The sequence below is a fragment of the Acinetobacter sp. ACNIH3 genome, assembly GCF_002918965.1.
Classification (GTDB): domain Bacteria; phylum Pseudomonadota; class Gammaproteobacteria; order Pseudomonadales; family Moraxellaceae; genus Acinetobacter; species Acinetobacter schindleri.
In genome coordinates this window covers 1-23,549 of the sequence record NZ_PQLP01000011.1, presented here as the reverse complement: position 1 = coordinate 23,549, position 23,549 = coordinate 1, and the positions used below count along the sequence as shown (strand labels likewise).

General features: G+C 43.1%; 18 protein-coding genes and 1 pseudogene. 14 read left to right on the top strand and 5 right to left on the bottom strand.

What is annotated here, in order from left to right:
* Position 1: 1 nt before the first annotated feature.
* Positions 2-2,038: pseudogene (locus C3420_RS06875) on the bottom strand (choline transporter).
* A 270-nt stretch (positions 2,039-2,308) separates the two neighbouring features.
* On the opposite strand from C3420_RS06875, the gene betI reads away from it, so the two are divergent.
* From betI to C3420_RS06825, 10 genes are all read left to right on the top strand, one after another.
* Positions 2,309-2,914: a transcriptional regulator BetI gene (gene betI, locus C3420_RS06870; protein WP_005222098.1), complete on the top strand. Its 606-nt coding sequence runs from the start codon at positions 2,309-2,311 to the stop codon at positions 2,912-2,914.
* The gene (betB, locus tag C3420_RS06865) at positions 2,911-4,386 is read left to right on the top strand and encodes a betaine-aldehyde dehydrogenase (protein ID WP_103800002.1); all 1,476 of its coding nucleotides are present in this window, start codon (positions 2,911-2,913) and stop codon (positions 4,384-4,386) included. The genes betI and betB overlap by 4 nt, the downstream gene beginning before the upstream one ends.
* 11 nt (positions 4,387-4,397) lie before the next feature.
* A complete protein-coding gene (gene betA / locus C3420_RS06860) occupies positions 4,398-6,053 on the top strand; it encodes a choline dehydrogenase (RefSeq protein WP_004894819.1) in 1,656 nt (551 codons plus the stop codon).
* 127 nt (positions 6,054-6,180) lie between these two features.
* Positions 6,181-6,951 carry a hypothetical protein gene (locus C3420_RS06855; RefSeq protein WP_103800001.1) on the top strand — a complete coding sequence of 257 codons (771 nt, stop codon included), beginning with the start codon at positions 6,181-6,183 and terminating at the stop codon, positions 6,949-6,951.
* 341 nt (positions 6,952-7,292) lie between these two features.
* Complete coding sequence (locus tag C3420_RS06850; protein WP_103800000.1) at positions 7,293-9,494, top strand: OsmC domain/YcaO domain-containing protein; 2,202 nt, start codon at positions 7,293-7,295, stop codon at positions 9,492-9,494.
* 240 nt (positions 9,495-9,734) lie between these two features.
* Positions 9,735-10,733, top strand: a complete 999-nt coding sequence (locus C3420_RS06845; RefSeq protein ID WP_103799999.1) for an acyl-CoA dehydrogenase — start codon at positions 9,735-9,737, stop codon at positions 10,731-10,733.
* Entirely contained in the window at positions 10,721-11,515 is a 795-nt protein-coding gene (locus C3420_RS06840) for a PIG-L deacetylase family protein (protein ID WP_103799998.1), read from the top strand. Before C3420_RS06845 ends, C3420_RS06840 begins: the two co-directional genes overlap by 13 nt.
* A complete protein-coding gene (locus C3420_RS06835) occupies positions 11,496-12,104 on the top strand; it encodes a class I SAM-dependent DNA methyltransferase (protein WP_005222089.1) in 609 nt (202 codons plus the stop codon). Before C3420_RS06840 ends, C3420_RS06835 begins: the two co-directional genes overlap by 20 nt.
* Positions 12,101-12,823: a glycosyltransferase gene (locus C3420_RS06830; RefSeq protein ID WP_103799997.1), complete on the top strand. Its 723-nt coding sequence runs from the start codon at positions 12,101-12,103 to the stop codon at positions 12,821-12,823. The genes C3420_RS06835 and C3420_RS06830 overlap by 4 nt, the downstream gene beginning before the upstream one ends.
* Before the next feature lie 210 nt (positions 12,824-13,033).
* Entirely contained in the window at positions 13,034-14,266 is a 1,233-nt protein-coding gene (locus C3420_RS06825; protein ID WP_171294451.1) for an MFS transporter, read from the top strand.
* 31 nt (positions 14,267-14,297) lie between these two features.
* Here C3420_RS06825 and C3420_RS06820 read toward each other — a convergent pair whose 3' ends face one another.
* Together C3420_RS06820 and otsB are read right to left on the bottom strand one after the other, a co-directional pair.
* Positions 14,298-15,728: a trehalose-6-phosphate synthase gene (locus tag C3420_RS06820; RefSeq protein ID WP_103799995.1), complete on the bottom strand. Its 1,431-nt coding sequence runs from the start codon at positions 15,726-15,728 to the stop codon at positions 14,298-14,300.
* Entirely contained in the window at positions 15,695-16,546 is an 852-nt protein-coding gene (otsB, locus tag C3420_RS06815; protein ID WP_228152946.1) for a trehalose-phosphatase, read from the bottom strand. The genes C3420_RS06820 and otsB overlap by 34 nt, the downstream gene beginning before the upstream one ends.
* Before the next feature lie 709 nt (positions 16,547-17,255).
* On the opposite strand from otsB, the gene C3420_RS06810 reads away from it, so the two are divergent.
* A complete protein-coding gene (locus C3420_RS06810) occupies positions 17,256-17,915 on the top strand; it encodes a CocE/NonD family hydrolase (protein WP_171294450.1) in 660 nt (219 codons plus the stop codon).
* A 160-nt stretch (positions 17,916-18,075) separates the two neighbouring features.
* Positions 18,076-18,993 carry a LysR family transcriptional regulator gene (locus tag C3420_RS06805; protein WP_103800038.1) on the top strand — a complete coding sequence of 306 codons (918 nt, stop codon included), beginning with the start codon at positions 18,076-18,078 and terminating at the stop codon, positions 18,991-18,993.
* Positions 18,994-19,105: 112 nt separating this feature from the next.
* Here the strand turns inward: C3420_RS06805 and C3420_RS06800 are convergent, their stop codons facing one another.
* Entirely contained in the window at positions 19,106-20,158 is a 1,053-nt protein-coding gene (locus C3420_RS06800; protein ID WP_103799993.1) for a Rieske 2Fe-2S domain-containing protein, read from the bottom strand.
* A 192-nt stretch (positions 20,159-20,350) separates the two neighbouring features.
* A complete protein-coding gene (locus C3420_RS06795) occupies positions 20,351-21,280 on the bottom strand; it encodes a LysR family transcriptional regulator (protein ID WP_034434237.1) in 930 nt (309 codons plus the stop codon).
* A gap of 269 nt (positions 21,281-21,549) precedes the next feature.
* Here C3420_RS06795 and C3420_RS06790 point away from each other — a divergent pair, with 269 nt between their 5' ends.
* The gene (locus C3420_RS06790; protein WP_103799992.1) at positions 21,550-22,605 is read left to right on the top strand and encodes an aromatic ring-hydroxylating oxygenase subunit alpha; all 1,056 of its coding nucleotides are present in this window, start codon (positions 21,550-21,552) and stop codon (positions 22,603-22,605) included.
* A gap of 120 nt (positions 22,606-22,725) precedes the next feature.
* Positions 22,726-23,211: a nucleoside deaminase gene (locus C3420_RS06785; protein ID WP_103799991.1), complete on the top strand. Its 486-nt coding sequence runs from the start codon at positions 22,726-22,728 to the stop codon at positions 23,209-23,211.
* Positions 23,212-23,549: the final 338 nt, after the last annotated feature.

Sequence of the window (23,549 nt, the reverse complement as noted above, 5' to 3'; positions counted from 1 at the left end):
CCTAAGATTCGCGATCTGGAAATAGTGGGCGTTTACCCGGGCTAATCCGGTTGATATGCAGATACATCATATGACGTTCATATTTATCCAGAATGTCATTGATCACCTGTTCTTTGCTATAACCCACTAGATCATTGCCCTGAGAGCCTTCAAACAGGTAACTTTCCAGACGGTAGTAATAACGTTTGGTGCGTTTCCCGCGGGCACTGAAGTTTAGCGTGTCATAACGTACTGGCCAAATGGCATAGACAAAGTTTTCTTCTTCATCCAGCTGAATGACTAAATCCAGATGATAAAGTTCAGGTTCATGATCAACCGGTTTTTCCTGTACATCAACGTGTATCCCTTTGCTGATTAGCTCGCTGGCCACAGCCTGAATTGCCGGTTTACACACGTCATCCAGCATGTTTCGGGTTTGGCTCAAGCTGGGGTGCAACATGACCCGACTCAGACGTTTCTTCCAGTTGAAAATATCGACATTGCCGACAACAGGCGCTGCATTTAGGCTGGTGCTGGCTTGACGAAAATCTTCAAGTCGCAAAGATTTATATAAGCCAGCCATCACAAAGAAAATCACGAAACTAAAGGGCAGGCCCATAATAATCGTGGTGTTCTGTAATGCTGTCACGCCATTGGCCATCAGCATCGCCAAGGTCAACAAGCCAATCGCAATCGCCCAGAAAATACTGAGCCAGCGTGGAGAGTCATGCTCGATATTGCTAAATTTAGTGGTGAAATTGCCTAATACCAATGCTCCAGAATCTGCCGAGGTCACATAGAACAATAAACCGGTAATCGTGGCCACGCCTGCGGTAAACATAAAGCCGGGATATTGCGCTAACAGATCATAAAAACCGTGGGCCGGGTTATCGAGAACGGTCGCTGCAAGCTGAGTATTACCATCAAAAATGACGCTATATAAAGCGCTGTTACCAAAAATAGATAACCAGGTCAGGGTAAATAACAATGGAATAACCAAAGTCCCAGTGACAAATTCACGAATGGTACGACCACGTGAAATCCGTGCCAAGAACAGCCCCACAAAAGGTGACCAGGCGATCCACCAGGCCCAGAAGAACAAGGTCCAGCTATTCATCCATTCTTTCGGCTGCTCAAAAGGAAAACTGGTCAAAGACAGTTGAGGAAACTGGCTGATGTAGTCGCCAAAGTTCTGGATCAAGGCACCCAGTAAAAACTCGGTATTGCCGACAAATAGAATGAACAGCAGTAATCCGATCGATACGTAAATATTGATCTCTGAAAGAATGCGAATACCTTTGTTGACCCCCGCAGCGACAGAAAAAATAGTAATAATCACGGCCACCAGAATTAAAGCGGTCTGGACCCAGAGATTTTCCGGTAAACCAAACAGCACATGCAGACCATAATTTAATTGTACGACGCCAATACCGCAGGTGGTGGCAATACCAAAAATCGTCCCGAGTACCGCAGCAGTATCTACTGTATGTCCAATTGGACCATTAATTTTTTTACCGAAGATGGGATAGAGTGCCGAACGGATGGTCAGTGGCAAGTTATAACGATAACTGAAATAGCCCAGTGCGACCCCAATCAGCGCGTACATACTCCAGCCGGTTAAACCATAGTGAAATAGGGTCCAGACCATGGACTAACGTGCAGCTTCAAAGGTTTCACCTTCGCCCACCGGTGGATGCATATAATGGGAAAGCGGTTCTGCCACCGAGAAAAACATCAGGTCAATCCCGATTCCGGCAGAAAATAGCATCGCCGACCAACTCAGCAGGCTGAATTCCGGTTTGGAATGTTTAGGACCCAATTTAATCTCGCCATAACGTGAGCAGGCGATAAACAGGATAAAGACCAGATACAGTGTTGCCGCCAACAGGTAGTACCAGCTAAAGGTCGCACTGACCCAGTTTAAAATATTGGTAATAACCTGATTGGCCTGTTCATTAAATAAAATGGTGATGATAGAAAACAGCAGAATAAGCGTTGCCGAAAAATAAAAGACCACTTTATTCAGACTATCTTGCACCTCTTCGTTTTTCTTTTGCATAAATCCATGACCATCGTTTTGTTGCCGGATGATCTACAGTGCAGTGTGATTTGAAAGCAAGAGCCTGCGGTAAAGCTGCCTTGTTTTTGTGAATTACAAACTTTTGCAAATCCAAAACAAACTGCGCTGTACATCAAGGGTGAGCTGGTACTATAATTTTTATTAATTGAACGTTCAATTAAAAAAGCGTTTATGAATTGTTACATCATTCAGCTATTTGCTTTAGCAGAGTGATTTTTTATTGTTACATCCGTTATTCAGGTTAGTCCTATGCCAAAAGTTGGTATGCAGCCGATCCGTCGCCAGCAATTAATCGATGCCACCTTAGCTGCCGTGAATGAATTGGGTTTTGCTGAAAGCTCAATCAGTCAGATTGCCCAGCGCGCCGGAGTATCAACCGGCATCATAAGTCATTATTTTGGCGGTAAAAATGGGCTCATTGAAGCAACGATGCGTTATTTATTGCAGCAGTTAGGTAAGTCTGTTGCAGAAATGCAGTCCCAAGTGGATAGCACACCTGAACAACGTTTACTGGCCATTGTGCGAGGCAACTTTGCTGCCCCACAAACAGATAAAGCGGCCATGAAAGTATGGCTGGCATTTTGGGCCAGCAGTCTGCATCAACCTGATTTACACCGTTTACAGCAGGTCAACCATTACCGCCTGCATTCCAATATCAAGCATGAATTCATGAAAGTGCTGCCTAAGGCACAAGCTGAAAAAGCCGCTCAAGGACTGGCTGCGCTGATTGATGGCTTCTGGTTAAGGGGTGCACTGATCAATGAAGAACTTGACCCTGAAATGCCGATAGAACTTTGTAGTGACTATATCCGACAGCAACTCAAGAATGACTCAACTGCGAGGGAATCCCATTGACACACTTTAATCTGCAACGTCCTTATATCCACGGACAATTTGTCGATGCTACATCCAACAGCACATTTGAAACAATTAATCCGGCGACCGGCGAAGTTCTGGCAGAAGTCCAGATTTGCAGCAAAGACGATATCGACCGTGCGGTAAAATCCGCTCAGCAAGGCCAGAAAGTCTGGGCAGAAATGACGGCGATTCAACGTTCCCGTATCTTAAACAAGGCTGTCGCTATTCTTCGTGAACGCAATGACGAGCTGGCACGTTTAGAAACTCTCGACAGTGGTAAGGCTTTTAGTGAAACCTCAACTGTCGATATTGCAACGGGCGCTGATGTGCTCGAATATTATGCGGGTATTTTGCCAGCACTCGAAGGCCAGCAAATTCCACTACGAGAAACATCATTTATTTATACCCGTCGTGAACCTCTGGGTGTGGTGGCCGGAATTGGTGCATGGAATTACCCGATTCAAATTGCCTTATGGAAATCGGCTCCTGCACTGGCAGCAGGCAATGCCATGATCTTTAAAGCCAGTGAAGTAACACCTTTAACTGCGTTAAAACTGGCAGAAATTTATACCGAAGCCGGTGTTCCGCATGGTGTCTTTAATGTGGTGACAGGTGGCGGTGAAATTGGTGCTTATCTGACCTCACATCCGGACATAGCTAAAGTTTCATTTACTGGTGGTGTTGCCACCGGCAAAAAAGTCATGGCCCAAGCTGCGAATTCCAGTCTGAAAGAAGTCACCATGGAACTCGGTGGAAAATCCCCGCTGATTATCTGCGAAGATGCCGATCTGGATCTGGCAGCAGATATAGCCATGATGGCCAACTTCTACAGTTCCGGTCAGGTCTGTACCAATGGTACCCGCGTATTTGTACCTTTAGCCTTAAAAGCAGAATTCGAAGAAAAGATTCTGCAGCGCATTCCTTATATCCGTATGGGGGATCCACTTGATCCTGACACCAATTTTGGTCCAGTGTCCAGCTTCTCTCATATGGAAAAAGTGCTGGATTATATCGAACAGGGCAAAAAAGAAGGCGCTCGTTTACTTTGTGGTGGTGGCCGTGCCGAAGATGAGCAATTTGCCCAAGGCGCTTATGTGCTACCCACGGTATTTACCGATTGCCGTGACGACATGACGATTGTCCGTGAAGAAATCTTTGGTCCAGTCATGAGTATTTTGAGTTATGACTCAGAAGAAGAGGCTATTTGTCGCGCCAATGACACCGAGTATGGTCTGGCCGCTGGTGTCGTGACACTAAATCTGGCACGTGCGTATCGTATTATTCATCAAATCGAAGCCGGTATTTGCTGGATCAATACCTGGGGTGAATCTCCAGCAGAAATGCCAGTGGGTGGCTATAAACATTCGGGTGTCGGTCGCGAAAACGGTATTGTCACACTACAGCAATATACCCAGACCAAATCAGTTCAGGTGGAATTGAGTCCTTTCCAATCCGTGTTTAACGCATAAGGGGAGGATGAATGAATTACGACTATATTATTATTGGTGCAGGTTCTGCGGGTAATGTATTGGCAGCGCGTTTAACGGAAGATCCAGAGATCAAAGTCTTGTTGCTGGAAGCGGGTGGTCCGGATCATCGGCTGGATTTTAGAACCCAGATGCCAGCCGCTTTGGCTTATCCATTACAGGGACGACGCTATAACTGGGCCTACCTGACCGACCCCGAACCACATATGAATAACCGTCGGATGGAATGCGGTCGTGGTAAAGGCTTGGGTGGTTCTTCGTTAATTAACGGCATGTGCTACATTCGCGGTAATGCCATGGATCTGGAACAGTGGGCCAGCCTGAAGGGGCTTGAACACTGGAGCTATGCCGAATGTCTGCCATATTATAAAAAAGCGGAAAGCCGTGATATTGGTGGCAATGATTATCATGGCGATTCTGGACCGGTTTCGGTGGCAACGCCTAAACAGGGCAATAATGAACTGTTTCATGCCATGATCGAAGCGGGTGTACAGGCCGGTTATCCACGTACCGATGATCTGAACGGTTACCAACAGGAAGGCTTCGGTCCGATGGATCGAACTGTGACGCCGCAAGGCCGTCGTTCCAGTACAGCACGTGGTTATCTCGATATGGCCAAAGGTCGGGATAATCTCACGATTATTACCCACGCTATGACCAACCGTATTCTGTTTAATCGTAATCAGGCGATTGGTGTGGAATATTTTGAGGGGCAAAATACCTTGCAGCCGATTCAGGTGTTTGCCGATCGTGAAGTGCTACTTTGTGCTGGTGCAATTGCATCACCGCAAATCCTGCAACGTTCTGGTGTGGGTTCGGCTGAACTGTTAAAAAGTCTGGATATTCCTGTAGTTCAGGATTTACCGGGAGTGGGTGAAAACCTGCAAGACCATCTGGAAATGTACTTGCAATATCAGTGCAAAAAACCGGTGAGCTTATATCCGGCTTTGAAATGGTATAACCAGCCGATGATTGGGGCAGAATGGTTATTTTTGGGTAAGGGCATTGGCGCGAGCAATCAGTTTGAAGCAGGTGGTTTTATCCGCTCTTCAGATGAATTTGAATGGCCGAATATTCAGTATCACTTTTTACCGATTGCGATTAACTACAATGGCACCAATGCCATTCATGAGCATGGTTTTCAAGCTCATGTTGGTTCAATGCGTTCGCCGTCGCGTGGCCGTGTCCGTCTGAAATCCAAAGACCCGTTTGAGCATCCAAGTATTCTGTTTAACTATATGAGTACGGAACAGGACTGGCGCGAGTTCCGCGATGCGATCCGGATCACCCGGGAAATTATGCAGCAGCCGGCACTTGATCCTTATCGCGGTGAAGAAATCAGTCCGGGAAAACATCTACAAACAGATGCTGAAATTGATGAATTTGTTCGTAATCATGCAGAAACCGCGTATCATCCATCGTGTAGCTGTAAAATGGGTGAGGATGACATGGCGGTTGTCGATGGTTATGGACGCGTACATGAAATGCAGGGTCTGCGTGTGATTGACGCCTCGATCATGCCTTTGATCATTACCGGTAACCTCAATGCAACTACAATTATGATCGCTGAAAAACTGGCAGATCATATTCGTGGCAAGCCTGCTCTTACGCCTTCATCTGCACCTTTCTACAAGGCATCTCACGCTTAACTCATAGCTTAATTTTCTGTTGCCGAATGCAAACAGGAATAAAGCAAAATTTACTTTACCTCAAGCTTTATAAGGCCGTCACCGGTTTAGGTCTTATTTAGCCTGTGCTTAATACAATTTATATTTTATGAAAATGTTATATAAAGCAGTGCTGTTTGGCTGTGCTGCTGTTTCAAGTCTTTACTGTTATGCCGATGATGCGGAAGTAAAAAAAATAGAAGCAAGCGGAAACTTGAGTGTGGTCTCCAAGTACGTCTCCCGTGGTTTAACCAATGCACCTGAAAATGACGACCTTGCTGTGCAGGCAGCATTGAATCTGGCTTATGGCAATTTTTATGTCGGATATTGGGGATCTACGCTTGGATACTCTTATGCAGAAGTGCAGGGACGTTCGGGACATCGTTCAGACAAATTCGAGCATGATTTTTTGCTGGGTTATACCCATAGCAGCGAAAACTATGACTGGGATTTATGGAATGCTACCTATTATTATCCGGGCGGTGAGAACACCACTGGAAATGAGTTGGGCTTAAATGTAAGTCGTGCATTGAATGATCAGACCAGTATCGGCGCCAGCGTATCGACCTATCTGTATGATGTGGCTTATGCCAATCAGGGCGATACCTTTTATACGCTGAATCTGAGCCACCAGTTAAATGATCGTCTGAATGCCAGCGTTACGGCAGCAGGGAGCTATTTTAACGATGAAGGCAAATATGAGGGTGGTGAACTGGGCGATACCGAAAAGCAGGTTGCCTTTCGTTATGCTTCTGCCGGACTTAGTTATACGCTTTTACCGCAGTTGAGTGTGTCTGGTGAATATATCTTTGGCGGTTATGACCGTTATGATGACAAGCAGCGTAATCTTGCAGTAGTTGCACTGAGTTATGATTTTTAAAATTATGAAATCATTCAGACTAGGCAGGTGAAAATCTGCCTCATCCGCAACCTTGATTGATCATATAATTCATGACTTGAAGTAGATTCATGCTCCTGTAGCTCAGGAAAGACTGAGGGCCTAGTTTAATCTGCCAGAATTTCAGACAAACATTATCAATTTCATAAAATAATTCTATAATAGCGGCCATTCTCGGCAGCGTTATCCAGACACTTAGTCAAATGGCATAACCTGACCATTTTCTATTTTTCATTCAAGTTCTCCTCCGTGAACCGGCTTGTATATTCAGATTCAGCATCTTATCTGTCCGTGACGGCACATAAGAATATTTAGGTATCCACATGGAAATTAAGGTCAATTATCTCGATAATCTACGCCAGGAAGCCAAGTTCGATGACTTCACGGTGATTGCCGATCAGCCGATCCGCTATAAAGGCGATGGTTCGGCACCCGGTCCATTCGATTATTTTCTGGCGTCATCAGCACTTTGTGCGGCTTATTTTGTCAAAGTCTATTGCGCAGCACGTGACATTCCAACCGATAATATCCGCCTTTCGCAAAACAATATTGTTGATCCTGAAAACCGCTATAAACAGATTTTTAAAATTCAGGTGGAACTGCCGGCTGATATTTCTGAAAAAGACCGCCAAGGGATTTTACGTTCGATCGACCGTTGTACCGTCAAAAAAGTAATTCAAACCGGTCCTGAATTTGTTATTGAAGAAGTGGAAAGCATTGATGCCGATGCTCAGGCCTTGTTAATTCCAAGTCTGGCATCCGAAAATAGTACTTTTATTCCGGGTAAAGACCTTCCGCTAGAAGAAACGATTGCCAATATGTCTGCAATTCTGGCAGGACTTGGCATGAAGATTGAAATTGCCTCTTGGCGTAATATCGTGCCGAATGTGTGGTCGCTACATATCCGTGATGCGCAGTCGCCAATGTGTTTTACCAATGGTAAAGGTTCAACCAAAGAAAGTGCGCTGGCATCTGCCTTGGGTGAATTTATTGAACGTCTGAACTGCAACTTCTTCTATAATGATCAGTTCTGGGGTGAAGATATTGCCAATGCAGAATTTGTGCATTATCCAGATGAAAAATGGTTTCAGCCGGGTCCAAATGGCGAACTGCCTGCAGAAGTTTTAGATGAACATACCCGTGAAATTTATGATCCTGAAGATGAGTTATTGGGTACCCATCTGTATGACACCAACTCCGGTAATACTGCACGTGGCATCTGTTCATTGCCATTTGTACGTCAGTCTGATGGTGAAACGGTTTATTTCCCGTCGAATCTGATCGAAAACTTGTACCTCAGTAATGGTATGAGCGCCGGCAATACCTTGGCGGAAGCACAAGTGCAATGTCTGTCTGAAATTTTTGAGCGTGCGGTAAAACGTGAAATTCTGGAAGGTGAACTCGCACTTCCAGATGTGCCTGAACAGGTTCTGGCAAAATATCCAAAAATTGTCGAAGGCATTAAAGGCTTAGAAGAGCAAGGTTTCCCGGTGCTGGTTAAAGACGCCTCACTAGGCGGTCAGTTCCCGGTGATGTGTGTCACCCTGATGAACCCACGTACCGGCGGTGTATTTGCCTCATTTGGTGCCCATCCTAACTTTGAAGTGGCATTAGAGCGCAGTCTGACTGAATTGTTACAAGGCCGTAGTTTTGAAGGTCTGAATGATCTGCCAAAGCCAACCTTTAGCAGCAATGCAGTAACTGAACCGAATAACTTTGTTGAGCACTTTATTGATTCTAGTGGTGTAGTGTCTTGGCGTTTCTTCAGCGCGAAATCAGATTATGATTTTGTCGAGTGGGATTTCACCAATAATGGTCAAAACTCGAATGCGGATGAAGCTCAGGAATTATTCACGATTCTTGAAGACATGGGCCATGAAGTTTATATGGCGGTGTATCAGCATTTGGGTGCCACCGCTTGCCGTATTCTGGTACCGGGCTATTCGGAAATCTATCTGGTAGAAGATCTGGTTTGGGACAATACCAACAAGGCTTTGTTATATCGTGAAGATATCCTGAATCTGCATCGACTGGATGATGAACAACTGCAAGCATTGGTTGAGCGTCTGGAAGAAGCAGATGAGGATGACTATACCGAGATCAAAACCTTGATCGGTATCGAGTTCGATGAAAATACTGAATGGGGCCAGCTCACTATTCTTGAACTGAAACTTCTGATTTATGTGGCTTTGCAGCAATTTGAAGAAGCCAAAGATCTGGTTGAGCAGTTCCTGCAGTTTAATACCAATACCGTTGAACGTGGCCTGTTCTACCAGTGCATGAATGTCGTTCTGGAAGTCATGCTGGATGATGACATGGAACTGGAAGATTATGAGCACAACTTCCGCCGTATGTTTGGTGATGAACGTATGGATGCGGTGATGGGTTCAGTTGAGGGCACAGTTCGTTTCTATGGCCTGACTGAAACCAGTATGAAGCTTGAAGGTCTGGATCGTCATTTACGCCTGATTGATAGCTATAAAAAACTGCATGCAGCACGTGCCAAGTTTGTAGCCCAGCAGTAATCCATAGATAGCTGCATCAAAAAACCGCCTCAAGATAGGCGGTTTTTTGATGGCTTTAAATATCTAAGATTTACAAATCAGACAAATTCCTGACAAAAAGCTACAGTATTTTGCGCCAATACTGGGCATAAATTAATTCATAAACAGTGATTTACATAATGAATAGTCAAATACTCACTTTGCTATTCATCTTTAAAAACCCGATAAAAGAATCTTAATGATATTTAATGAGGAAGATGAATGTACCTCAAACAGCTGGTCGAACAATTAAAAGTAGAATTTAATTCTTCTTCGACTGATCCTGAGCAGCGGATTGATCACGCTTTACATCAGCTGATTCCACACAGTCTGGAGGTGCCATACCCGGGTGAAGGACAGACCTTAAAACGCTGGCAAATCCTGAGTCAGGTTTCTGCCATAGACTTGAGTCTGGCCAAGCTATATGAATCGCATCTGGATGTACTGGCGATACTGCATGAACTACATGCTGATCCTGAGCAGATTGTCGGATTGACTGCTATCTGGGCGGCAGAGGGTGGTCCTAAACCTTTGCAGCTGGAAGATGATCTGCTTTCCGGAATTAAACCATGGTGTTCAGCCGCGGGTCAGGTACAGCAGGCTTTATTGACCTATCGGGATGAAGAAGAACACTCGCAACTGTTACTGGTAGATATGACCCAGCATGGGATTCAGATCAATACCAGTGCCTGGCATGCTGTAGGGATGCAATATACACGCACGGCTGAGGTCAGCTTCAATCAGGTCAAAGTCAAAACCATTAGCAAGCCAAACTATTATCTGGATCGTCATGGATTTTGGCATGGTGCGGCTGGCGTCGCTGCCTGCTGGTTTGGTGCAACACTCAAACTGGCTGGTTATTTAAAACATGCCATGCATCATAAAACTAATCCATTTAGAGAAATGTATCTGGGTGAGGTCAGTAGCAAGCTGTATGCAACTCGTGCACTATTTCATGAAACTGCTAAATTGATTGATGCCGACCCTAGATATAACCATGAATTGATAATTCGAGCTTTACGTGCCCAGGTCGAAGACACTGCACTGGCAGTACTGGAACTTTGTGGTAAAGCCTTGGGTGCAGCACCATATTGCCAGCAGGTGGATTTTGCCCGCTGTGTAGCAGATTTGCCCGTATTTATCCGGCAAAGCCATGCTGCATTTGATTTGCAGTGTATTGGTCAACTGACGATGGAGGATGAACAGACATGGGCACTTTAAAACATCCAATCGTTGAAGACCGTATTATTCAGGGTGAAGGAACAGCGCTAGAAGAATGGCAGCAGAGTCAGCAGCTCCATCATTTAAAAGCGCTTGAACTGAGTAAAATATTTCCCCTAAATAGTCGCATTTGTATTGTTGCTCCACATCCGGATGATGAAGTTCTTGGCTGTGGTGGACTGATTCAGCAGCTGGATGCAACGGGTTATGAGATTGTTCTGTTTGCAGTCACCAATGGCACAGCAAGTCATCCCGACTCCAGACTATATACACCAGAGCAGCTGGATCATATCCGACCCCAGGAAACAATAAATGCTTTAGGCGTTCTCGATCTGAAACAATCGATACAGCGTATTGCGCTGAATATCCAGGATGGTGAAGTAGCGCAACAACGTGACCAGTTGGTTGCTGCTTTAAAACCGTATTTGCAAGCAAATGATATTCTGGTAACCACTTTTGAACATGATGGCCATCCTGATCATGAGATTACAGGTCAGGTAAGCAAACAGCTTGCAGCAACGCATTCTTTAAAATGTTTACAGGTGCTGATCTGGACCTGGCATTGGGCCAGTCCTGGAGATAGTCGTATTCCTTGGCATAAAGCCCTTAGACTTGAACTCAACGCAAAGCAGTTAGCGCGTAAAATAGAAGCCATGCAATGTTTTAAAAGCCAGCTTGAACCGGACTCCAGTACAGGTAAAGCTGCTATCGTATCGGGCAGCGCATTAGCACGTCTTTTACAGCCATGGGAGGTCTATATTGATGACGAAGGCCATCTATAATCATGACTACTTCGCCGAGCTGTATCGCATAAATAATGGCGATCCCTGGCAGTATGAACAGCGCTGGTATGAGAAGCGCAAACGCGATATGACATTGGCTGTACTACCTTATCCGAAATTTAAAAATGGTATTGAAATTGGCTGTAGTAATGGAGTACTGAGCGCCGAACTAGCTGAACGATGCGAAGCTTTACTGTGTATGGATGCCAATTCGACCGCCATACAGCTAGCGAATCAACGCCTAATCCATGATCATGTCAAAGTGGTGCAGGGGATTGTGCCACTGGATTTGCCAACCCAGCAGTTTGATCTGATTGTTGCCAGCGAAATGCTATATTACCTTGAAGAAAATATTCTGCTGCAACTGATAGAATGGATGAATACGCATCTCAGTCCACAAGGCTGTATTGTGGCTTGCCACTGGCGACATGCGATTGAAGGCTTCAGTCTGAATGGAGAACAGGTTCATCAGATTTTAAAACAGCGATTGCATTATTATCACCACACACAGTTACAGGATGCCGATTTTTTTCTGGATGTCTGGACACATGATGTAAATTCGATAGCCGTACAAGAAGGATTGTTATGAAAAAAATTGGTGTCGTCATTCCGGCCTGTAACGAAGAAGAAGAAATCGAATGTTGTCTGCAGGCATTGGAACAGGCACGCCAAAAATTTTATCAGGACATGCCTCAAAGTCATTGCATACAAATTCAAATTCTTGTCGTGATGGATAGCTGTACTGATGCTACAGCAGAAAAGTTAAACACTTATAATGTTTTAGCTATAAGTTGTAACTATCGTTGTGTAGGAAAAACCCGTGATCTCGGTATACAGCATTTGATCCAACAAGGCTATGACTGGATTTGCTGTACGGATGCAGATTCCAGAGTACATCCAGACTGGTTTAAGACCATGCTGCTGCATCAGCCTACACATGTGATTTGCGGAGTCGTTGAAATTGCGCAATGGGAGCACTTAAGTTTAGCTACCCAAAAAAAATATCTGCACCATTATCAGGATTATATGGGGCATCGGCATATTCATGGTGCTAACCTTTGTTTTAAAGCATCGAGTTATAAGCTTCTTGGTGGCTTCAAACCTATGCCATGTCATGAAGATGTAGATCTGGTTAAACGCGCGGAAAAAATGGGAATGCATATTACCTGGTCTAACCAGTTGAGAGTGGTAACCAGCAGTCGCCTGATTTCACGTGTCCGTGAAGGATTTTCACAATTTTTATGGAGCATTGAACGACAAAATCAGGATAACAAATCCAATACAAAATGCCTGAGAAAAATTATTTGAAAATTTTTGAAACTATATTTTTCAATGAATCATAGGCTTAACAATTTGGCCGATTTTTTTGATTAAAACCTATTCCATTTAAAATAAAACCGCTTATAATTCATCCAAATTAAGCCCTGTGAACTAATACATTTCAAGTATAAGTTCATGGGGTTTTTCTATGGATCAACGGTTTGGGATACCGCACCGAAATTTTTACTGGTTCTTACTATGTACGCTCCGTTATTACCTGCTTCTCTTCGTGCGCTTCCACGTAGTCATTGGCAACGTATTGCCACTGCACTATGTTTTTTCGCTCTAGGTTTTAGTACCGCTGCCTGGGCACCGTTGATTCCACTGGTGCAGCAGCGCCTGAATTTGAGCCATTCGGATTTCGGTGTGCTATTGCTTGCCGCGGGCGTAGGTTCAATGATTGCCATGCCATTGGCAGGTCGTATGGCACATCGTTACGGCTGTCGTTCCGTTATTGCTACGGTACTGGCTGCATTTGTTTTGATTCTGCCTGCATTGGCATTTAGCCCGACTAAATTGCTATTGGCAGCCGCTTTATTCTGCTTCGGTGCTAGCGCTGGCGCACTCGGCGTATCGGTTAACCTTCAGGCAATTAAACTGGAAAGTCAGCAACGTAAAAGCATGATGTCACTGTTCCATGGCGTATGTAGCCTGGGTGGTTTGGCAGGTGTGTTGGGTATGACCAGTATGCTGGCATTTGGTCTTGCACTGCCTTTGAGTGTACTGGTGATCAGTATGAGCATTTTACTAATCATGGTATTTGCTGTGCCATTCTGTCTAAAAGCAGAAGCTGCAGCTGAAGCAACAGAATCTGAAGATACTACCCAGAAAGTTGCCCATAAACCACGTCCAACATTTGCAATTCTTTGCATGGGATTGATCTGTTTTATCGCTTTTCTGTCTGAAGGCGCAGCGATGGACTGGAGTGGAATTTACCTGAATACTCAATTTAAAGTTCAAGCATCTCAAGCTGGTCTAGCTTACAGTTGCTTTGCTGCTTTAATGGTTGCAGGACGTTTAAGTGGCCATTTGATTATTCGCTTCTTTGGTGAAAAGAACACGATTCTGTACAGTGCCACTTTGGCAGGTTTGGGTCTTCTGACTGTGGTATTTGCACCAGTGTGGTATGTGGCTTTGATTGGCTATGCGATCCTGGGTCTGGGTAGCGCCAATATCGTTCCGTTGATGTTCTCACGTGCAGGACGTCAAACTGAATTACCAAAACATATTGCTTTATCTTATGTTTCTGTATTTGCTTATACCGGTTCTTTGCTTGGGCCAGCATTGGTGGGATTCGGAAGCGAGATCATAGGTCTAAGCCAGGTATTCTTTATCATTGCAGTTGGCCTGATCAGTATTACTGTACTGAACCAGCTGACTTCTGCTCCAGCAACTGCGGCAGAAGCAGAAAAAACACAAACACCAGCATAAAGCTGGTGTTTTTTGTTTAAATCAAAGCAATTTAATGCTGTAAATAAAGATCGTGAGAGGGTGACTTACTAAGTGGCTGGTAAATATACTGGCTACTTACGTGTTTAAGATCTTTTAAGAAACAATCACGCCAATGCACTATGTCATAGTCCCTTAGGCCTTGAAATAGCGCCTGATAACGTGCAATACGTTCAGACTTTGGCATTTTTACTGCCAGCTTTAAGGCTTTGATCATGCTGTTGTTATCATGAGGATCGACCAGTAAAGCTTCACGCATCTGCTCAGCAGCACCCGCATATTTGGACAGAATCAAAATGCCCGGATTTTCTGGATCTTGAGCAGCAATATATTCCTTCGCTACCAGATTCATGCCATCACGTACCGAATTGACCCAGCAGATTTCCGACTTGCGATATAAACGCATCAAGGCATGATGGCCTAAAGCATCATAATGACAGTCAAAGACCGGTTGATCTGTATGAGAGAAATCCTGATTCAGCTGATCGACACCTCGTTTTAAATCCCGATACAGATTGGCATAGGTCGGAACTTCCAGTCTGCAAGGACAGGCAATCTGAAACTGGCGTATCTTCGACAACATTTCAGGAGTTTCCTGGAAACATTGACGCAGCGCATCCACCTTCTGTAATAAGCCCTTGCTATAGTCAATTCGGTCTACTGAAATGATATGTTTAACATCAGGTGATGAACTGAAATCAAATGGCAGTTCAGTATCAGTGAGTTGTCCCGCACGACGCTGGATTGCAGTAGGATGCACACTGATCGGATAAGCTTTTACTTCTACCTGACGCTGTCCATTACGCAGAATATTGTTGGTATGTGCAGTTAGAGACAAGGTAGTTTTCAGGAAATCATAACAGTTTCTCTGATCCTGCTGCGTTTGCATGCCAAGCAGGTCGTACTGTGCCAGATGCGCTGCAAGATGCTGGCTGCAGGCTAGATCTTTCCACTTTTGTGTCTCTGGAAATGGAATATGCAGGAAGAAACCGATACGATTGCGCATGCCCAACTGACGGCAGTAATGTGCAACACTTAAGAAATGATAGTCATGCACCCAGATCATGTCACCCGGTTCAATAATTTTCTGCAACTGGCGGGCAAACTTAAAATTGACATCCTGATAGATCCGGTAATCCTGATCTGAGTAATCAATATATTGATTCTGGTCATGCATTAGCGGCCATAGTGCACCATTCGCAAAACCGCAGTAGAAACCCTGATATTCAGCTTCAGAGAAACTACAGGTATGATATTCAATCTGCTGATCTTTCAGGACGTCAAAGGAATTTTGCCTATATGCCGTCTTTTTGCCATTCCATCCCATCCAGATGCCGCCTATACCATTTAGGGCATCTTCCAGAGCAACCGCAAGACCACCTGCCTGAGTGGCATTCGGATTCGGTAATGTTACACGGTTGGATAATACAATGAGTCGGGACACGTTTTTTCTCCTTTCATTTCTTGTTTTAACGCTTTTAGTGATGTTAAAAATTCATGTAAGAAAAAACCGACATCTGCCACGTCGTCTAAACGAGCTTTGGCTGCGCTTTCTCCTGGGCCAACTTTGATTGACATACCTCCATAGTCATTAATGATGTGAAAACCAGCTTCATCCGTTAAATCGTCCCCAATGAAAATGGGGTAAAACTGCTCAGCTTCAAGATCCTCTAAAATATGCTGGATTGCCGCACCTTTATTGCAACCGTGGGGAACCAGTTCATAGACACATTTGCCGCTTTTTAATTCAAAACTTGTAAATTGTTTAAGATAATTATCAATAATGGCTTTTGCCTGATCTGCATATTCAGGATGTTCACGGAAATGCAGGGCAACTGAATGGGTTTTAGTTTCTACCCGGATCGGCTGCCATTTATGCTGCTGCTCAAGTACACTAGATTTGAGTTGTTCAAGTTCTTTGTGATTGATATAAAAAAGTTTTCGACCTATACCGTCTTGCTGTAGCAGCTCTACGCCATGTGATCCGATAATATTCCAGCGATAAGGCTGAATCAGTCGTTGTGCTTGCTCGATAGAACGTCCAGTAACCAGATATAAAGGTAAAAATTGCTGGATTTGTGCAATATTATTTAGGGTAGAAGAGGGGATAAAACTCTGTTCAGGATCTGGATGAAATTCTGAAAGTGTACCGTCAATGTCTAAAAATAAAATACAGGGTAAGGAATTATATTTAGCTCTCCGATCCAGCTTTTTCGCTATCTCGGGATAAATAGAATCTAGAACAGCATTTGTAGTTTTCATTGTTAGGGTGTAATAAATTACAGTCTCTTGATGCATTGATTATTTTTATAACATGTCAAGATCTGGGATCTGCTTATTCCTATAATGAATAATACATTTCACCTATCTACTGTAACGTTGCAATATCTTGTAAAAATGTCTTGAAAATCACATTTCTATAAAATTTTTTCTCAATCAGAAATTTCTAAAATCTATCAAGATGTGAATAAGCATAGTTTTGTATAAGAATTTTTATAACAGACAAGGAGCATTGTCAGTTTATAAATGCAGTGTTAAGAAGTGATCTAAAAAGAAAAACAGAGAGAAGGAGATCATTTCGTCAAATCAAACTTAATAAAAACTATGAACATAGATAAAAATGCATGTCTCATTGATCGAGGAATGCATCATCCTAATAATTAGGATATAAGTAATGAAGCTGCTCAATAAACTTTATGCTGCTATGGCAGCGACGGTCACTGTGTGGTTGCAGTGACCGTGACCGCGGGTGTGGTCAATAAAACTTCCCCCCCCTCAGCAAGTCACTTCAGATTTAAGTTACCTAGAACCACAATCTTTTACTGACTCTACAGGCATGACACAACCTGCCATTACATTAAAAAATACTAAATTAGGAACACGACAGTTCGAAAGTCAAGTTCAACGACCATTACTCACAAATTCAGATGCACAATAGAGTAATTACACTCGCGATTATGATTATCCCAATATGGTTACTTTGCCTGTACAGTGGATTAAAATGCGTGATGGTACCAAAATCGCAATTCGTGTTACCTTGCCAGCTGATCAGAATAAACAACCCGATTTTACTAAACCACATCCAGTGATTTTAATCCAGACACTCTACAATACAGGCCTTGCAGGCCAGATTGCGGATATGGCAGGCGGCCCGAATCCTGAGTTTGTAGGCCGTGGTTATGCCACAGTAGCTGCAGATGTACATGGTACCGGTTCTTCAGAAGGGGTATGGCAGGCATTTGATGGCATTAAACAGCAGGACAGTTTTGAAATTATTGACTGGGCTGGCAAACAGTTATGGTCAAATGGCAATATTGGTCTCTATGGTGTTTCTTATCTAGGTATTACCAGTCTGCTGGGGGCATCTACCCAGCATCCGGCATTAAAAGCCGCATTTCCAATGGTATCAATTGGTGATGGTGAGCGTGATATTTTATACAATGGCGGGCAGTTTAATACCAACTTTATCCTATTGTGGATGAGTCGGGTTGGCTTGCTTGGCGCATTACCAGTTGATGCGATTCAAGATGATCCAGTGAATGGTATTACTCTAGGGCTGGATAAAATCCAGAATTTGCTGAAGGCAAAGCCTCACCATCAAATCATTCTTGTTTTCAAAATTAGCTTTTAAAATATAAGTCGGGTCATCTGCTAGGAATGTTAGTATCTATAAATATAAATTGAATAAATATCATCATTGTTATTTAAAGCTGAAAAAAACTAACAGATAAAAATTTTATGCTTTATGATCAGCATATTGAAAATGCTTTATGAAAATTCTACAGGAAGACATGTTAGAACTTCGTCATTTAAAAACTTTAGTTGCTTTACGAGAACATGGTTCATTGGTCGCCGCTGCAGGAGATCTGTGTCTTACACCTTCAGCCTTATCTCATCAATTGCGTGAAATTGATCAATGGTTTGGCGTAGAAGTCGTAAATCGCCGCAGTCGGCCTGTGAGCTTTTCCAATGTTGGACAGCGATTACTTAAACTGGCAGATGAAATATTGCCTCAGGTACAGATTGCTCAAAGTGATATTACTCGCATTGTCCATGGACAGACGGGACGTATTATTTTCTCCTCTGAATGTCATAGCTGCTTTGACTGGCTGATGCCTTTACTCAATCAGTATCGCATCCAATATCCAGATGTAGATTTAGATTTTGCCTCAGGCTTTGAAGCCAATCCGCATGAGCTTTTACAAACTGGTGAGTTTGACTTGCTGATTACCGCCGATCCGATCGCATTAAAAGGGATAGAGTATTTTCCGATTTTTGAATATGAGTCACGTTTGGTACTTTCTAATACTCATCCATTGGTACGTGCCAAAGAGATTAGTGTACAGCAACTGGCAGAAGAAACACTGGTGACTTACCCGGTGGATAAACATCGCCTGGACATCATGTCACGCCTGTTTATTCCCGCAAATATTTTACCAAAGCAGATCCGGACGACTGATTTAACCCAGATGTTGATTCAGCTGGTGGCAAGTGGACGCGGCATTGCAGCACTGCCGGACTGGGTGGTGAATGAATATGAGCAGAAAGGCTGGGTAAGCTCCCGTCGTCTGGATTGCGTCGCACCTGAAGGATTACGCCGGACTTTATTTGCAGGCTATCGCACTGAAGAAAAACAGAAAGATTATTTTGAAGGGTTCCTGAAGCAGTTAGAACGGTTCTCAAAGAAAAGAGAGGCATATTATGCTTAACGCTTGTTATTATTTCTTTGAAAGTATGTGTTATTCAAGAAAGACTCTGATCCACTGTTCAAACTGAAAGCTGGAAAATAATCCAGCCAAAACCAGAGCCTTTCATTTCAACTCAAGCCGCAAATAAAGGACTGAATCCATGCTTACGCAATAATTTCCGGTACATGCTGGAACTGCGATCTGCCGGGAAATGTGCTTCTAAAGACAAGTCCAAAGGCAGATATTCAGGTTTCTGGTTTTCGACGATTAACCGGTCTTCTTCAAAAATTTTCAGGTTAAAGTCATAAGCATCTTCAACTGGCAGGTCTTTGTCATAATTCCGGCAGATGGGTGCAAACAGCCGCGTAGTACGTGCTGTCATAGGCGAAGCTGCATTCATAATGACCTGTTTGGCATCATTTGGAAAATGAATGGTCAAGGTAGCGGTAAAGGGTATACTGATTTCAAAATGGCGTAGCCATTTAAAGTCTTTTGCACCGCGCTGATCCAGCCCGATCGGATAGCGTCCAACGGTACTGATATAGTCAGCAGCAAAGCCATAATCTGTTTCATAGGTTTGATAATCGGGCACTTCTGAATTATCCGGATCGCCAAAAGTATCTGGATGTACCCAGGCAAAATGTGCGACATCAATAAAACCTTCTAGCTGCCGACCGGCAAAACATTGAATATCAACTTTCGGGCAAACCAGTTGTTGGTAATCTGCTTCATCCCAGTAAGGCATTTGCGGAATATTTGCCTCAGCCTGTTTATCTGCCAGCAGTGAGCACCAGATCAGACCATAGTTTTCTACGGCGGCATAGGTTTTTAGATTGAAACGCTCAGAGATTTTTTGCTGCGGATGGGCCGGGATACGATTACATTTTCCACCTGATCCAAAGCGTAGACCGTGATAAGGACAAACTACACCTTGTCCATCATTTTTTCCCAGACTTAAAGCAACCCCTCGATGTGGACAGGTATCTCGCGCCACAATAATTTCATCCTCCATTTTATAAATTACCAAGGGCATATCCAGCAGCATGGTCCCGATTGGCTGTTCAGAGACTTCGCGTGCCAAGGCTACCGGATACCAGTATTGTGCTAACAGATGCCAGTCATGTTCTGAAAATGTCATATGAACAGGTAAGTCAGGCTGATGCGTGAGGATGGTTTTACTATTCATGATTGCCTCAAATCGGTATTATTCGATTGAATATAGATCAACAGGCTATTCACTGAAATTAGAGAAATCTGTATGAGGTATTGAAGAAATTAGAACACTCTTTAGCATTTGAAGATCATTCTCTTTTATATGTGAGCATATTTTGAGAATTAACGCGTCTTTACGGAAAAGGTAGACATCACAAATCATTTATTAGGCTGCTTGCTGAGAAATCTGACTTTTTAATTGTTCCATCTGTTCAATGATATGCTTGATCATCAGCTGGGAGGCTCGTGAAATCTGACGTTTTGGCGCCACGCAAAGGGCAATGGTCAAAGGACGTACACCTTTTTCCGTAATTAGTTTAAAGATCAGTTCATCGCGTTGCAGTTCCGGGAAGACATCCAGATAACTCAAGATGCCAATACCAGTATTGGCCTTGATCATGCTGTTCATCAAGCGGATATCATTAGATTCCGTTTTGCGTGCCGGAATGAATTTGTGATGTTTGTACATGGCCTGTACATAGTCATGAATGATCAGCGGCTCTGCTGCAATAAAATGATTGTCATCCAAGGTATCTGAAAAATAGATTCGTTCAGCCTCAGCTAGGGGATGCTGTTTGGACATGACAAAGCCCAAAGGCAGTTCCAGAAAATGCAGTACTTCCAGCTGATGATGGGCTTTGGGATTAAGAATCAGCCCGAAATCCAGTTCGGTATCGATAATTTTTCGGGCAATTACTTCACTGTCTGCCACCCGTATATTGAAATTAATCCAAGGATACTGCGCGTACATATGCTGTAGTGACTGCATTACAAAGCCTTCGCTCAAGGCAGAAATTAATCCAAATTCAATACTGCCACGTTTGAGTCCCTGAATTTCATCAAAGCGGATACAGGTCTGCTGAAACTCCTTTTGCCATTTTAGAATATCGGCATATAACATTTCACCTGCTAAAGTTAACTTCAGTCCGTTTGGCAAACGTTCAAACAGGTCAATACCTAGCTCTTCTTCAGCCAGGGCGATTTGCCGGTGAACTGCAGATACCGAAATAAACAACTGATCCGCAGCCTTGCGTAAACTGCCACTTTTCGCCACTGCAATAAAGTAATCAGAAAAGCGTGAAAACGGGGTATTTATCAATTTACTCAAGCCTGTTTCACCTGTACTTAAAATTCAATAAAAGCTTTATGCGAGTTTTATGCCAAATCAGGCAGCTAAGGTCCAAGCCAAGCAAGTATTACAAGGTACTGTTCTAATTTTTAGAATGATTTATACGAAACATTCTAATAGACGAAAAAGTAAAAAAACGAGTAATTTCAATTGTAAATAACTGGAACGCTAGCCAGCACAAGCCACGTTTCAGGGGGATTAAAAATATTCAGGATTTTGCAGAAAAAAGGTTTGATATGAACGCTATTCCAATGATCAATGTATTTAGCAAGCCATGCTACAGCCAGTTTGATGATCAGGATTGGGAGATTCTGGCGCATCATTGGTATCCGGTTGCACGTATTCAGGACGTGAACGAAAAGCCACAGCAAGTGACTTTGCTGGATGTCAAACTGGCAATTTATAAAACTGAAAGCGGCGTCATTCATCTGGTACGCGATATCTGTCCGCATCGTGGTGTACCACTGAGCAAGGGCTGGGTTTCTGGGGAAAATATTGTCTGTCCCTATCACGGTCTGCAATACAACGAACAGGGAAAATGTATCAAAATCCCAGCGCAACCCGAGTTGACTAAAATCTCAGACCGTTTCTCGCTCACAAAATTTCCAGTCGTAGAAAAATACGGTCTGATCTGGACCAGCCTGTTTAGTCGGAATGAAAGTGCTGCCAATTTCCCGGTACTAGATACCTGGGATACCGCAGAACATCAATCTATTTTACCGCCATTTGTGGATATTGCCGGTTCGAGTGGTCGTCAGTTAGAAGGCTTTATTGATGTAGCGCATTTTGCCTGGGTACATCACAATGCTTTTGCTGATCGTGATAATCCGGTGGTGCCGAAATACAATACCGAACGTACGCCTTATGGTCTGCATACTGAATATGTCAGTAATGTCAGCAATTATCCTCATGGCATGCAGCATCTGGCACCTGAAGGCTTTTTATGGAAACGCGTGTTTGATGTCTATCCACCATTTTCTGCGATATTAACTGTGCATTTTCCAAATGAAGGCATTCTTAAGATCCTGAATGCCTGCTGTCCAGTGTCACACAACCAAACCAGACTGTTTGTACCATTAACCCGAAATTTTGATACCACTGGCGATTTGCAGGCAGTTTATGATTTTAATGCACAGATCTTTGCTGAAGACCAGGAACTGGTAGAAAGTCAAAAACCGGAAGAGCTGCCATTGGATATTTCAATGGAAGCACATTTTGAAGCAGATCGCTCATCAACAACTTATCGACGTATATTGGCAGAATGGGGATTAAGTAAACGTTATATTATTTAAAATAACCATTAGATTTTTATTTAACAAGCAGGAGCTATATTTAAATAAATCACACTTTCTTAAAATGCAAATTATCCATTTAAACATTCAATCATTTAAAATTTATTCTGGTATAAATAAATGAGCCGTCCAAATCATCAGCAGATATTAAAGTTTTTAAGACTTTCCAATGACGTGGGACGGCGTGCTACCCAGCTGGGACATCATCCTTTTGGAGCAGTATTGGTGGCGCCAGATCATGAAACGGTGCTGCTCACCCAATGTAATATTGATACGGTCAATCATGCAGAATCAACATTAGCCCGTATTGCTGCGACCAATTATCCAGCAGATTATTTATGGCAATGTACGCTTTATACGGCAGTAGAAACTTGCTGTATGTGTGCTGGAACCATCTATTGGGCCAATATAGGCTGTGTAGTCTATGGTATTTCGGAAGGACATTTACTTGAATGTACCGGTAATCATCAGGAAAACCCAACGATGAGTGTCAGCTCACACTATATCTTTAGCCATGGACAAAAGGAGATTGAGTTGATTGGACCAGTACCTGAGATTGAAGCTGAAACGGTCAGTTTACAACAGCAATTCTGGCAAAGCAGATAAGCCTTTTTAGAAGAAAATCCCATTTTAAGAATGGAATTTTTTATTTTTACATAAATTATTTTAAATATAAATGCACATCTTAATAGCATTTAATTGTATTAAATGCACTTATTTAATTCATTTTATTTAATATTAAAAAAATTATTTATTAATAAAAATTAAAATAGACTTATTTCATAAGTCATTTTTTACTCAGTTCCATATTGTAGATTCCAGGGCAGAGTAAAACTTGAAGTGCGACATAAACCACCTAATTAATTTAAAGGGTTTATGGAGTATATAAAATTGTCATACCATCATCTTAACTTTGAAGATCGTACTGCATTAATGCTTGAGTC